The following is a 12457-nucleotide window of genomic DNA, read 5'->3' on the forward strand; positions in this document are numbered from 1 at the left end:
GAGCGCGACGAGGCGCCGCCGTACAGCAGCGACCGGCGAGGACGGTCCGTTGGCCGGTGAGATCGACTACTCGTCCGCCGTGTCCTCGGTCGCTACCGATTCCACGAGTTCGTAGGCGTGTTCGCTCAGTTGATCCTCGGCGAAGACGAAGACGCGCCCGTCGACGACCGAGTGATCCGCCGAGACGGTGACCGAATGCCCAGCAGCTTCGGCCGTCACGCCGGGGAAGAGCTCGGCTCGCTCGCCGTCGTCGAGGCCGACCCGACCGACGCCGGTCGATTCGAGGATCGAGGCGTCAGTTTTCAGGTCGTTGACGTACGTGAGCACCCCGTCGATCCCGTCCGGATCGGTGACGAGCACGTGGACCTCCTTTCCCGGCGGCGTCGTGAGCTCACCCTCGACCGGTTCCGGGGGTCCGTGATAGAAGACCTCCCGACCGTCGAGGTAGCGAACGACCACACCGCCATCCACGAGATCCACTTCGAGCGTACTCGGGGCGACGTCCGAACGGGTGCTCATGGGAGACGATTACGCGACGGTCGCTAAAAACCTGTTCGCGTCGGGACGCGGTGTTTCGTCGCATCGAAACCGGGCGACCCGAATGCGCGACCACATGGGGATTCCGACGCCAGCAGGGACCCGGTCGCGGACGCGGGATGCGTCGAAAGGACTGACGGCACCGCCAGCCGTAAGTAGTCGCTCGACGGACAACCGACCATGGATGGCCGCGCCGTCGCTCCCGCCGCCGGGACGGTCGTCAACGCGCTCGCGACCGGTCGAGGCGCGGCCTTCGCGATCGATCTCGAGACGACGGCGACCGTCGAGCTGACGGACGACGGAACGACGTCGGGCGCGGTCGAGGGATCGCCGGAGGCCGATACGCGACTGATCGAGCTCGCGGCCGGACGAACGATCGAGCGATTCGGGTCCCGGGCCGGCGTCGACGTCCAGACGACCGGCGCCGACGTCCGGACGGAGAGCGCGGTTCCGATGGCGGCCGGGCTGAAGAGTTCGAGCGCGGCGGCGAACGCGACCGTCCTCGCGACGCTCGACGCGCTGGAGCTCGCGTCGTCCGTCGATACGACCGAGGCCTGTCGCGTCGGCGTCGAGGCGGCCAGGGCCGCCGGGGTCACCGTCACCGGCGCGTTCGACGACGCCTCGGCGAGCATGCTCGGCGGCCTGACGGTCACGGACAACGAGGCGGACGAACTGCTCGCTCGCGTGACCGTCGACTGGGACGTGCTCGTCTACACGCCGCCGGAACGGGCGTACAGCGCCGATGCGGACGTCGCGGCCTGCCAGCGCGTCGCCCCGATGGCCGATCTGAGCATCGAGTTGGCCCTCGACGGTCGCTACGGCGAGGCGATGTCCGTCAACGGGCTCGCGTTCTGCGGCGCGCTCGGGTTCTCGCCCGACCCGATCGTCGACGCCCTCCCGGACGTGGCGGGCGCCTCGCTTTCCGGGACGGGCCCGAGTTACGTCGCCGTCGGAGCGGACGACACCGCGCTCGATCGGGTCCAGAGGGCCTGGGAGGAGCGCCCGGGGACGGTGCGACGCACGACCACGCGAACGGAGGGAGCAACCACTGCATGACACCCCCAGACGAGCCCACGGAACCGAACGCATCGGACATGAGCCTCGCGGAACTGCGCGAGGAGATCGAAGAGATCGACCAGGAACTCGTCCAGTTGATCGCCAGGCGCACCTACGTCGCCGATACGATCGCCCGGGTCAAAGCCGAGGAGGACCTCCCCACGACCGACGAGGATCAGGAGGATCGAGTGATGGAGCGAGCCGGCGAGAACGCGGCCCGCTTCGACGTCGATTCGAACCTCGTGAAAGCCATCTTCCGCCTCCTGATAGAACTGAACAAGGTCGAACAGCGGGAGAATCGGTAGCGGCTACGCTACCGGATACGTTCCACTAGTACGACCGCACTTCGAGGGCATCGACACGATTGAAATGGTTCGTATTTCTCGTAATAACCGGCTCGTCGTTCAGGAGGGCCGTTGCTGCGATGATACAATCCTCCCGCTCGATCTGCGTGCCACCGTTGATTAGTTCACCGGAGAGTTTCCCGGCTTTTCGCATTACGGCCTGGTCGGCACTTACCACGTGCTTCGTTTCCAGTACGTCGAGGATACGTTCTCGTTTGGTTTCCGGCGCTTGTGAGCGGGCGACACCCTCGTAGAGCTCGAGCACCGTTACGGAGGATACTTTCTGTGGCCGTGATTCCTTCTCGACGATGTCGAGAAGCCGTTTTGCGTTTTCGTCACCACGTAACAAATCGATGATAAACGATGTATCCTGAATCATTCCGCCTTCCCGTTATCAACTGCTTCGTCGAGCTCCGCTGTGAGGCGGTTACTCCGTTCTTTGGACCGAGTGCGCCCCTCCTCGATAGCGCTTTCGAGGTCCGTAGCCTCCGTCTCGGAGAGGATCCCTGCGACTTCATTCCAGGACCGTTCTCCTGCGAGGCGTTTGACGGTTTCACTGAAACTCTCTCCTTCCTTCTTTCGAGCCTTCAACCGCTCGTAGGCTTCTTCGTCGAGTGAAATCGTTTTCGTTGCCATCGTAATACACAGTACTACATGCATACTTAAAAACCATGGCGGATGGATCGTGCTTGGTACAAACGGTAAGTGACGGGCTGGATAAGCGACAACGTACGCAGAACTGTGTAACGAAAGGTATCGAACAGAACAAGGTCGAACAGCGGGAGAATCGGTAAGGGCAGTTCTCACGGATACGTTCCGCGGTACCACCGGACAAACTATTTCAGCTCTCGATCGCCGGCGCCTGTCACGGTCGCGGAGACGTGATCGAATATCAGATTGGACGCAAGGGCAGACAGGAACCCCGACGCCCGTCGTGCTCACCGCCGATCGCCGGTTACTGGTCCGTGCGCGCCGCGGGCTCGAGGTCCGCCAGCGCGTTCGAGACCGTGCCGTGGGTGTTGACCTCGGGCGGTTCGTGGTCGACGTCGTAGCCGTACTCGACCAGCCGGTTTCGGTTCAGACAGACCTTGTCGAACTCCGGCTGGAACAGGTCGAACAGCTCGAACCGTTCCTCGAGTTCCGGGAACTGCGAGTGGTACCGTTCGATGCTGGCCCGGACCCGCCGCCAGAGGCGTTCCTCGTCGTACCCCTCCTCGCGGTGTAACAGGTCGGCGACGTACCGGAGGACGCAGATGAACAGCGTGGCGACGATGTGCTGGCACAGTCGCTCCGGTGACCGTTGGTGGATGATGTCCTCGTGTTCGTACAGGCCGTCCGGGAGTCGGCCGAGTTCCGGGAGCCATACCTCGCTGACGGCGATCTCGTCCACGTAGTCCTTGATCGCGAGCCGGGTCGGCTGGCCGTCCCGCAGGACGAGCATCGTGTTCGTTCCGTGGGGCATGAACACCATCCCGTAGCGATAGAGGTAGTGGAGCAGCGGCGGGAGTAGTACGTCGAAGCAGTCGGCCAGCCACTGGTCGATGGAGCGACCGGCTCGGTCGGCGAGCTTCGAGACGATGGGCGTCCCGTCGGTGTCCCGGTGCATGAGCGCCGAGAGGGTCAGCACCTGCTCGTCGTCGTCCACGAGGGCCTCGACGCTCTCGCGCCACACCGCCCCGAGCAGTTCGTGGTACTGGTAGGGCGCGTCGTCGATCTGGGAGAATTCGGGGTGGTCGACGGTGAGACTCGCGATCTCGCCCGGCAACACGAGGTCGCAGTCGTCCCGGAGGTAGGGGTCGTCGTCGCGGATTGACGTGACGTACTCCGTGACCCGCGGCGCGGCGAGCGCCTGCTCGCCCGGGAGTCCGCGGTAGACGATGGTGTTTAGCACCCGGATCGGGACCTTGACGTGCGGTTTCTCGGGATCGTCGACGTTCGTGAGCGTCCGAATCGACTGCTGTGGGAGATAGGTGTTCGGTCCGGTACCGAGCGGGACGATGGTATCGGTGGCGATGTCCGTGGCGAACAGTTGCGCAATGGTGTTGTCCCACTGCCACTGGTGGACCGGCAGAAAGTAGTAGTCGTCGGGGTCGTGGCCCTCGGTCCGAAGTGTATCCTCGAACGACGCCACGGCGTCACCCAACTGCTGGTCCATCAACGACTCGTGGTCGAGTCCGTCGACGCTTCGGAAGTCGGCTCGCTCGCGGTGTGCGCCGACCCAGACGAGCGACTGCGGCGCTTTGCGTTCCGGAGCGTACGACCGGTAGTCGTCGTACCCGAAGCCGATGCGACCCTTGTTGACGGTGAACCACGGGTGGCCCTCCATCTCGCCCTCGATGGCCGCGTACTCCATGTCGAGAATGCTCTCCGTGGCGGTCTCCTTGCGCGCGTCGATGTGGGCGTCGGCGACCAGCGTGTTGTTGTACTCCCGGACGAGATGGCTCGCCGTCTCGGGAGCGACGCCGAGGCGCTCTCTGGCGTCGAGAAGGAACTGGACGGGGTCGGTCGCGGCGGTCCAGTCCTCGCCGTCCCGGCGTTCGATGCTGTCGGCATCGACTCGGTAGCTGTCGAACGGCCGGGACGTGGATGCAAATCGGTAGGATACGTCGCCGTAGTCGAGGCGATACCGGGTCCACTCGCCCTCCGTCCCCGTCTCGGTGGGCTCGAGCAGGTCCTCGTAGAGGAACTCCTCGAACAGCTTTGCGAGGAGGTCGGTGCTCACGTCGGTCCATCGTTCCGTCTCGAGTGCTGTCGTCAGCGTCTCTCGTCCGTTCATGCGTCGTCCTCCGTCGTACCGGTCGGTCGGATCTCGCTGTCGGTCGGTTGGTGCACTGGCTGGTCGAGGCGGGCGCCGTGAGGAACGGGCTGATCGATCATGGGGGTGCGTGCGACCGCAATGTGCTGTCGGGGTTCCGTGCCATATTGTTTTAGGCTGACCTAAAAGCATAAAGGTGTTTCTATACTCCTCTCAGATCGTCCGTTCATCACATCCGACCGGTGAAACATTCGGCGATCAGGCCAGCTCGAACGGCCCGACAATATTTTAGGGTGACCTAAATATCGATGGCTTTATTGCGGTTTCGGCGGCACTGGGGGAGTGTATGCACGCAACAGGTATGGCGACGGCGCGCCCCGCTCGTCGACCGACCGCGCCGTCTGCGTCCAGGGCCGTTTCGGGAGGGAGGCGATGGTGATCGAGACATTCGACCGGCCCAGCGAGGAGACGCTGTCCGAACTCGAACGAGTGGACCCGAACGAGCTCGGCCATCACAGGCACTTCGGGCACGCGGCACCCGAACTCGCGTTCATGGAGACGGCGCGCTCGGCGAGCGTGGTCGGCTCGGCGCTGACCGTCCGAATCCCGCCCGTGGACGGTACGATGGTCCACAAGGCGACGGAACTCGCCGAACCGACGGACGTCATCGTCATCGAGATGGACGGCCACGAGACGAACGCGCCGTGGGGCGAGATCACCACCCACGCTGCGGTCGCGAACGGCGCTCGCGGCGTGGTCATCGGCGGGGCAGTGACGGACACCGCGGCGATCCGAGAAATCGACTTCCCGGTCTACGCCCGCGAGAAGACGACGAGAACGGTCCAGCGCCTCGAGGATAGTCTGGGCGGCGACATCAACGTTCCCGTGCAGGTCGGCGGTGCCGTCGTTCGACCGGGAGACGTCGCGATCGGGAACGGGGACGGCGTCGCGTTCGTTCCCCGAGACGAAGTCGAACACGTTCTCGAGCACTACACGGGCCACTCCGAAGCGGAACGGGACGTCATCGACCGCCTCTACGAGGGAGAATCGCTCGCGGACATCTCCGGGGCGAACGACCGCATCGCAGCCCTTCGCGACGAGTAACGCGGCCGAAACGACGCGGCCCCGCCGTTCGAATCGCGCCCCCTTACGCTTGATACAAAACTGCAAAGGTTTATGTTTTAGGTGAGCCTAAAACCAGTAATGTCCGAGAGCGACTCCGAAGCCACACCGCTATCGACCATCGCCAGTCCGTGGGGCGACCACCGGTCGGCGGCGACGTTCACGTTCGACCTCGACGCCGAACAGCTCTGGCGCGCCGCCGGCAAGCGCCAGGAGGGATTCGAGCGGTTCGCGTTCCGAGGTTCCTACGGTCCCGAAGTCGGCGTCCCCCGCATTCTAGAGGTGTTCGAGAAACACGACTGTCGCTGCACGTTTTTCGTCCCCGGAAAGGTCGCCGAGGAGTGGCCCGAGACGATACGGGCGATTCACGACCGCGGTCACGAAATCGCCCACCACACTTACTCCCACGTCCATCCGCGGTACCTGTCGGCAGAGCGCGAGGAGACGGAGTTTACCCGTGCCGTCGAGGTCATCGAGGACCTCACCGGCGAGAAGCCGCTGGGCTATCGCGGCGGGCAGTCGGATCAGACGCTGGAGCTGGCGACCGACAGCGGCATGATCTACGACTCCTCGATGATGGACACCGACGTTCCGTACGCGCGAGACGACGTCGACCTCGTGGAACTCCCGAATCACTTCCTGCTCGACGACTTCGTCTACTGGGGGTTTAACATGCGACCGGCCTTCGAATTCCAGTCTGGACTCTCACCGGTCGGCCCAGTCTTCGACACGTGGAAGGCCGAGTTCGACGGTCTGCACCGTCGCGGTCGGCTGTTCGTGCTGACGTTACACCCGCAGATCGTCGGTCGGGCCAGTCGCATCGACGCGCTCGACAGACTGCTCAACCACGTCACCGGCACGGACGGCGCGTGGGTCGCTACCTGTGCCGAACTGGCGCGTCACTGGCAACGGCGAGCGGGCTGACGGGAGGCGACGCATGGGCATTCGAAACGCGTTCGTGGACCTGTTCGACGCGCAGGACGACCTCGACCTGACCTCGGGGTCTATCGTGCGACCGCTCGGCATGCTCGCGCTCCCGGTCGTCCTCACGAACGCCATCCAGACGATCTACACCCTCGTCGATACGTTCTGGCTCGGCCAGTACGGCAACCCCTCGCTTGCGGCTATCACCATCTCGTATCCGCTCGCATACCTCCTGCTGGCCGTGAGCTACGGGCTCCCCGTCGCCGGGAGCATTCACGTCGCGCAGGAAACCGGCGGTGAGAACCACCGTCGAGCGGCCCACGCGGCGGCACAGACGGTAACGTACGGGCTGGCCGCGGGAGTCGTCGTCGGGAGTATCGGGTTCGTCCTCGTTGACGACATCCTCGCGCTGTACGACATCACGCCGACCGTCCACCGACTCGCCACGCAGTACCTCCAACTGCTGTCGCTCGGTCTCCCCGCGACCATCGGATTCATCGCGTTCGTCTCGCTGCTGCGCGGATCGGGGGACACGGTGACGCCGGTGCCGATTATGCTGGGGTCGCTCGCGCTCAACGCCACGCTCGACCCCATCCTCATCTTCGGGTGGGGAATCGTGCCGGAGCTGGGGATCCGCGGTGCCGCGATCGCGACGGTGACCGCCCGGACGCTCGCGACCGTCGTCGGATTCGCGCTCCTGTTCGGCTCCGGGCGGGGGCTCGGAATCGAAGCCCACCAGTTCCGACCGGACGGCTCGTGGGCGCGACGGCTCGTCCGGACCGGCGTTCCGACCTCCGTCGAACAGACGGGACGGGGGATCGCCATCAACCTGCTCCTCGTCATGGTTGGCACCTTCTCGACGGCGGCGGTCGCCGGATACGGGATCGGCATCCGCGTCGTCTCGACGGTCGGCTTCGCGACGGTCGGCATCTCGAAGGCCGTCGAGACGATGACCGGACAGAACGTCGGAGCGAAGAAATTCGATCGCGCGATGCGCGTCAACTATCGCGCCGCGGCCATCGTGTTCGCGAGCCTCTCGGCACTCGCCGCGGCCACGTGGGTCGGCGCGGAACCGCTCGTACGCCTGTTCACGGACCACCAGCCGACCGTCGAACACGGCGTCACGTTCTTACGCTGGGTCGTCCCGACGTTCGGTTGCATGGGCGTCGCTCGGACGTTCGTCGGCGGGTTCCGCGGCGTCGGCAAAACGACCGTGGCGGCCGTCATCGTGTTGACGACGCGCGGGATCATCCGGCTACCGACGGCGTGGTTCGGTGCCCGAGCGATCGGACCGGCGGGGATCTGGATTGCCATCGCCGCTTCGAACGTCATCGGAGCGATGCTGGCGTTCGCGTGGTTCCGGGCCGGTCGGTGGCGAGAGAGCGCCCTCGAACCCGTCGACACGTCGGACGACGAGACGGCATCGGTCGCGAGCGACGACTGACGCCGGTTCGGTCGCCGATTTCGTCGCCCGCCCCGGTGCGGCGAAGCCGCGTTTCCGCCTCGCCCTGATCGAGTGCGGAACCCACCCGTAGAGCCACATCGAGTGAAGGGGGAGTTGCCCGCCAGCAGCACGATCAGAACAGGTTTCGGAGGTGTTCGCGCCGCCAGGACTCCCCGGCGGTCTCGACGAACGACCGCCAGTGTGTCCTCTTGACTTCGACGTACGCCTCGAAGAGGTCGACACCGAGTGCCTCCCGCATCCTGTCGTCGGCCTCCAGCGCGTCGAGCGCCTCTCCGAGCGACCGGGGCAACCGCTCGATCCCGCGGTCCGCGCGCTGTTCGTCGGTGAGGTCGCACGGGTCCACCTGGACGGGGTCGGCCGGTTCGAGTTCGCGCTCGATGCCGTCCAGTCCGGCGGCGAGGAGCCCGAGGAGCGCGAGATACGGATTTGCGGTGTTGTCCCCGCCGCGGAACTCGATGCGGGTCGAGGCCGCTTCGCGGTTCTTCTCGGGAGCGGGTATCCGAATCAGGGCCTCGCGGTTCTCGTGGCCCCAGCAGACGTACGCCGCGGCACCGTGACTCGGCCGCAGTCTACTGTAGGAGTTCACCGTCGGGGCCACGAGCGCGGAGAGCGCCGGCGCGTGGTCGAGGACGCCGGCGACGAACTGTCGAGCGGTTCGACTCGGGCCGCCGCGCTCGCGGTCGTAGAATTCGTTTTCGCCGTTCCAGAGCGAGACGTTGATGTGACAGCCGTTCGTCCCGTCGTCGAACGGTTTGGGCAACAACGTGGCCTGCCGTCCGCGCTCGCGGGCGACGCTCTTGACCGTCTCGCGCAGGAGGACGTGCTCGTCGGCCGCTCGAACGCCCGACCGATGCCCCGAGACGATTTCGTGCTTTCCGGCCGAGTACTCGGGGTGGTACTTCGAGACGGGGATGTCCTGGGCGTCGAGGGCGTCGACGACGTCGAGGATCGTCTCGTGGGTGCCGCGTATCGACTCCGTGCGGTACGCTCCCGGTTCGTCCCCGCGACTCCCGTCGTCCGGGTCGAAGAGGTGGAACTCGCTCTCGAACGCCACTTCGGGCGACCGTCCCGCCGCTTCGAGATCACCGACGAACGACCGGAGTCGCGTTCTGGCGTCGACGTGCCACGGGTTACCGTCGGGGGTCTCCATGGTGCAGAGCATCGCGCCGGTTCGCTCGGCGTACGGCAGCGGTCGGAAGGTGTCGGGTTCCGGACGGAGGTACACTTCTCCGACCGCGTCGAAACTGCTCCGTCCGTTCCGCTGGGCGAACGCGTCGTACGCCTGCAGCACTTCCGAGGTCGTGACGCCGTTCTCGATGGCCGCGCCGACGTCGGTGGCGTCGACGGTACTCGCCTGAATCACGCCGCTCTGGGTGACGTACAACAGTCTCACGAGGTCGACGTCCGCCTCTTCGCATCGGGACTCGACCGTTTGGATGTCGCTCATCGATCCCTAATTTTTAGGCAGACCTAAAAAGTGTGTGCGATTGCCACCGGGGCGGCGGTTACCATCGATAGCAAGAGCGACGTGGCGGTGTGGGACCGCTCAGAACGTCTGTCGGAGCGTCTGGCGCTCCCACGTCGCCGCGCTGGCCGTGAACGCCTCCCACTCGCTCCGTTTGACGGCCAGGTACGACTCGAAGAGCCGGGTTCCCATCGCCGCCTCGAGCACGTCGTCGTCGGCGAGCGCGTCGAGCGCCTCCCCGAGCGTCGTCGGTAACCGCCGGATTCCCCGCTCCGCAAGCCGTTCGTCGTCGCAGTTCCCCGGGTCCGCGTCCAGCGCCTCGCCCGGTTCGGTTTCGTTCCTGATCCCGTCTCGACCCGCGGCCAGCAGGCCCAGCACCGACAGGTACGGGTTCGCCGTGTTATCCGCGGGGCGGAACTCGATGCGCGTCGCCGCGTCGCGTTCGTCGGACGGCACCTCGGGTACGCGAACTGCCGCCTCTCGGTTTCCGATCCCCCAACAGCTGTAGGCCGCCGCACCTGCCTGGGGCTGAAGGCGGACGTACGAGTTCACCGTCGGCGACGTGAGCGCGAGCAGGGCCGAGCAGTGATCGAGGATCCCGCCGACGAAGTGGCGCCCCATTCGGCTCAGGGGCTCGTCCGCGGAACTCGGTGCGAAGCGGTTCGTCTCGGTCGCCTCGTCCCACAGCGACAGGTGGACGTGACAGCCGTTCGTCGTCGCCTCGAAGGGGTGGGGCAGGAACGTCGTCTCGAGGTCGTGCGAGTCGGCCACGCCCGCGACGGTCTCGCGGAGGAAGACGTAGTCGTCTACCGCAGCGACGCCGTCCCGGTGGCCCGTGACGATCTCGTTCTGGCCGGGGGCGTACTCCGCGACGTGCTTCTTCACCTCGATTCCCTGCGATTCGAGCGCGTCGATGATGTCGAGGACGACGTCGTGGGAGTGTCGCATGCCGTCGGTCGTGTAGAGACCACGGTCGCCGTCGGGTTGTCCGCCGTCCGCCGACGCGTAGACGTGGAATTCGCTCTCCAGCGCGAGCGACGGCACCGCGCCGTCGTTCTCGAGCGACGAGACGAGTCGCTCGAGCGCCGCGCGCGGACCGGCCGACCACGCCGCGTCGCCGTCCATCTCTTGCAGCGTACAGCAGACCGCGGCGACGCGCGCTTCGTGGTCGAGGACGCGGAACGTCGACCGGTCCGGAACCAGTCGTACCTCGCCCACGGCGTCGAACCGGGCGTCCTTGATGCGCTGGCCGAGCGCGTTGAACGACTGGACCAGTTTCGGCACCGGGACCCCGGACTCGAGCGCGTCCGCCAGGTGGGAGCGTTCGATCGAGTGGCCGTGAATCACGCCGTCGTTGCCGACGTACAGCAGTCGGACGAGTTTCACGTCGGCCCGCTCGCAGCGCTCCCGTATCGTCTGGCTCTCCATCGCCACGCTCCTACGCACCCTCGCCGACGATCTCCCCGACGCGATCACGATCGAATAACTGTTCTTCCTCGGGAATCTCGGGATACGGGTCGCCGTTCTCGTAGCCGGGCCACTCGCCGAACTGCTCGGGGTAGAGCTGTTTGGCGGTCATCTCCAGCTGGAACAGGTTGAGGATCGGTCCCTGTCGCCGCGCGCCCTGGGCGTAGACGTTGCCCTCCGTGACGGCGGTGAGTTCGCTGGCGACCTCGTGGTTCTCCAGGTTCGCCCTGATCTGATCGAGGTCGAAGTACTCCGTCATCGCACCGAGGACGAGTAACACGTCCGGGTCCGCCTCGAGGAGCAGTTCGTAGTCGAACGGCATGTTTCGCCCGCTCTCGCCGTATCCCGCTCCGAAGGCCTTTGCCAGCGTGTCCGTGACCCCCATCGGACGCGTGTGTGCGGCGTAGTAGCCCGGATGGTTCAGCTTGTAGCCCCACCCCGTATCGTCCTCCGACGTCGAGAACAACACCAGCGCCGCGGTCGGCCGCTCGTCCTCCGGCGGGAGGTTCTCCTCGATGGTTTGCACCATCGACTCGTGGACGGACGAGAGCGCTTCGTACCGATCCCGTTCGTCGAGCAGTTGTGCGACCGAACCGAAGATCTCCCACAGCGTGTAGTACTCGTATTGGTCCCTCCAGCCCTCCGGGGGCGTCCGGTGAGTGCCACTGAGCGTGTTTCCGAACCACGGCGCGACGGTTTCTGCAACGTCTCGCACGTCGCTGTCGTCCCATCCGTCGGCGGTCGCGACCTTCGCCGGGTCGGCGATGTGGACGTCGCTGTCGAGATCGTACAGTTTCTCCTTCTTCGGTTGCCACGAGTCGTACAACCCGTCCCAATCGACCGACACCCCGTCGAAATGGTGGACCAACTTCCGATACAATCCCTCGTGGTAGCCCGGCGCGAACACCGCATTCATGTCGTCGCTCCGGCCGAGCGCCAGCACCATGTCGGCGTGGTGGCCCAACATCGTGAAGATGTCTTCTGGCGTCGACTCGAGCGTCACCTCGCCTGCCGGCGCGAGCGTGGCCGAGTGGGAGTCCTCCGCGGGCGTGGTCCTTTCGTCCGTCTCGTCGGTCGGTCCCGCTTCGGGGTCCGTCGTCTCGTTCTCCGGCTCGGAGCCGCCGGTGCAGCCGGCGAGCAGGCCGCCGACGGTCGCGCTGCCGTACGTCAGCCACTCTCGTCGCGTCGGTGCCCGGGACGTCGTCGCTGTTTCCTCCATACTTGTTTAGGCGAGCCTAAATCAATATAATAGTTCCGAGATGGTCTTCTCGAAGAGAACGCCGTTGAGCGGGTCACGCCGGAACACGGATGACCCGGTACAA

The 12457-nt window shown here is 65.6% G+C and carries 12 protein-coding genes; 5 read left to right on the top strand and 7 right to left on the bottom strand.

Going from position 1 to position 12457, the window contains the following annotated elements; translation table 11 throughout:
- Nucleotides 1–66: 66 nt before the first annotated feature.
- Nucleotides 67–519 carry a DUF5796 family protein gene (locus MXA07_RS10195; protein ID WP_247728496.1) on the bottom strand — a complete coding sequence of 151 codons (453 nt, stop codon included), beginning with the start codon at nucleotides 517–519 and terminating at the stop codon, nucleotides 67–69.
- Nucleotides 520–717: 198 nt separating this feature from the next.
- Here MXA07_RS10195 and MXA07_RS10200 point away from each other — a divergent pair, with 198 nt between their 5' ends.
- Together MXA07_RS10200 and MXA07_RS10205 are read left to right on the top strand one after the other, a co-directional pair.
- On the top strand, nucleotides 718–1593 hold the full coding sequence (locus MXA07_RS10200; protein ID WP_247728497.1) for a shikimate kinase: 876 nt from the start codon (nucleotides 718–720) through the stop codon (nucleotides 1591–1593).
- The gene (locus tag MXA07_RS10205; protein WP_247728498.1) at nucleotides 1590–1898 is read left to right on the top strand and encodes a chorismate mutase; all 309 of its coding nucleotides are present in this window, start codon (nucleotides 1590–1592) and stop codon (nucleotides 1896–1898) included. The genes MXA07_RS10200 and MXA07_RS10205 overlap by 4 nt, the downstream gene beginning before the upstream one ends.
- Nucleotides 1899–1923: 25 nt before the next feature.
- Here MXA07_RS10205 and MXA07_RS10210 read toward each other — a convergent pair whose 3' ends face one another.
- From MXA07_RS10210 to MXA07_RS10220, 3 genes are all read right to left on the bottom strand, one after another.
- Entirely contained in the window at nucleotides 1924–2316 is a 393-nt protein-coding gene (locus MXA07_RS10210; protein WP_247728499.1) for a type II toxin-antitoxin system VapC family toxin, read from the bottom strand.
- A complete protein-coding gene (locus MXA07_RS10215; RefSeq protein WP_247728500.1) occupies nucleotides 2313–2573 on the bottom strand; it encodes an antitoxin VapB family protein in 261 nt (86 codons plus the stop codon). The genes MXA07_RS10210 and MXA07_RS10215 overlap by 4 nt, the downstream gene beginning before the upstream one ends.
- 319 nt (nucleotides 2574–2892) lie before the next feature.
- Complete coding sequence (locus tag MXA07_RS10220) at nucleotides 2893–4713, bottom strand: IucA/IucC family protein (protein WP_247728501.1); 1821 nt, start codon at nucleotides 4711–4713, stop codon at nucleotides 2893–2895.
- Between the two features lie 411 nt (nucleotides 4714–5124).
- Between MXA07_RS10220 and MXA07_RS10225 the strand changes: the two genes are divergently transcribed.
- From MXA07_RS10225 to MXA07_RS10235, 3 genes are all read left to right on the top strand, one after another.
- Nucleotides 5125–5796 carry an RraA family protein gene (locus MXA07_RS10225; RefSeq protein ID WP_247728502.1) on the top strand — a complete coding sequence of 224 codons (672 nt, stop codon included), beginning with the start codon at nucleotides 5125–5127 and terminating at the stop codon, nucleotides 5794–5796.
- A 99-nt stretch (nucleotides 5797–5895) separates the two neighbouring features.
- Nucleotides 5896–6738, top strand: coding sequence for a polysaccharide deacetylase family protein (locus MXA07_RS10230; RefSeq protein WP_247728503.1), 843 nt, complete (start codon nucleotides 5896–5898; stop codon nucleotides 6736–6738).
- A 13-nt stretch (nucleotides 6739–6751) separates the two neighbouring features.
- A complete protein-coding gene (locus MXA07_RS10235; RefSeq protein ID WP_247728504.1) occupies nucleotides 6752–8182 on the top strand; it encodes an MATE family efflux transporter in 1431 nt (476 codons plus the stop codon).
- 133 nt (nucleotides 8183–8315) lie between these two features.
- On the opposite strand, the gene glnA2 (MXA07_RS10240) is transcribed toward MXA07_RS10235, so the two are convergent.
- The 3 genes from glnA2 (MXA07_RS10240) to MXA07_RS10250 form a co-directional block, all read right to left on the bottom strand.
- On the bottom strand, nucleotides 8316–9650 hold the full coding sequence (gene glnA2 / locus MXA07_RS10240; RefSeq protein WP_247728505.1) for a gamma-glutamylputrescine synthetase: 1335 nt from the start codon (nucleotides 9648–9650) through the stop codon (nucleotides 8316–8318).
- A gap of 99 nt (nucleotides 9651–9749) precedes the next feature.
- Nucleotides 9750–11096 carry a gamma-glutamylputrescine synthetase gene (gene glnA2 / locus MXA07_RS10245; protein WP_247728506.1) on the bottom strand — a complete coding sequence of 449 codons (1347 nt, stop codon included), beginning with the start codon at nucleotides 11094–11096 and terminating at the stop codon, nucleotides 9750–9752.
- Between the two features lie 10 nt (nucleotides 11097–11106).
- Nucleotides 11107–12354, bottom strand: a complete 1248-nt coding sequence (locus tag MXA07_RS10250) for an ABC transporter substrate-binding protein (protein ID WP_247728507.1) — start codon at nucleotides 12352–12354, stop codon at nucleotides 11107–11109.
- Nucleotides 12355–12457 lie beyond the last annotated feature (103 nt).

Origin of the sequence: Halovivax limisalsi, assembly GCF_023093535.1 — an archaeon.
Taxonomy (GTDB): Archaea; Halobacteriota; Halobacteria; order Halobacteriales; family Natrialbaceae; genus Halovivax; species Halovivax limisalsi.

What these genes read in the sequence shown, in the direction of transcription:
- MXA07_RS10250 (WP_247728507.1), bottom strand. Translation starts at nt 12,354, where the DNA reads ATGGAGGAAACAGCGACGACGTCCCGGGCACCGACGCGACGAGAGTGG.
- MXA07_RS10215 (WP_247728500.1), bottom strand. Translation starts at nt 2,573, where the DNA reads ATGGCAACGAAAACGATTTCACTCGACGAAGAAGCCTACGAGCGGTTG.
- MXA07_RS10205 (WP_247728498.1), top strand. Translation starts at nt 1,590, where the DNA reads ATGACACCCCCAGACGAGCCCACGGAACCGAACGCATCGGACATGAGC.
- MXA07_RS10220 (WP_247728501.1), bottom strand. Translation starts at nt 4,713, where the DNA reads ATGAACGGACGAGAGACGCTGACGACAGCACTCGAGACGGAACGATGG.
- MXA07_RS10195 (WP_247728496.1), bottom strand. Translation starts at nt 519, where the DNA reads ATGAGCACCCGTTCGGACGTCGCCCCGAGTACGCTCGAAGTGGATCTC.
- MXA07_RS10200 (WP_247728497.1), top strand. Translation starts at nt 718, where the DNA reads ATGGATGGCCGCGCCGTCGCTCCCGCCGCCGGGACGGTCGTCAACGCG.
- MXA07_RS10230 (WP_247728503.1), top strand. Translation starts at nt 5,896, where the DNA reads ATGTCCGAGAGCGACTCCGAAGCCACACCGCTATCGACCATCGCCAGT.
- MXA07_RS10235 (WP_247728504.1), top strand. Translation starts at nt 6,752, where the DNA reads ATGGGCATTCGAAACGCGTTCGTGGACCTGTTCGACGCGCAGGACGAC.
- MXA07_RS10210 (WP_247728499.1), bottom strand. Translation starts at nt 2,316, where the DNA reads ATGATTCAGGATACATCGTTTATCATCGATTTGTTACGTGGTGACGAA.
- MXA07_RS10225 (WP_247728502.1), top strand. Translation starts at nt 5,125, where the DNA reads ATGGTGATCGAGACATTCGACCGGCCCAGCGAGGAGACGCTGTCCGAA.
- glnA2 (WP_247728505.1), bottom strand. Translation starts at nt 9,650, where the DNA reads ATGAGCGACATCCAAACGGTCGAGTCCCGATGCGAAGAGGCGGACGTC.
- glnA2 (WP_247728506.1), bottom strand. Translation starts at nt 11,096, where the DNA reads ATGGAGAGCCAGACGATACGGGAGCGCTGCGAGCGGGCCGACGTGAAA.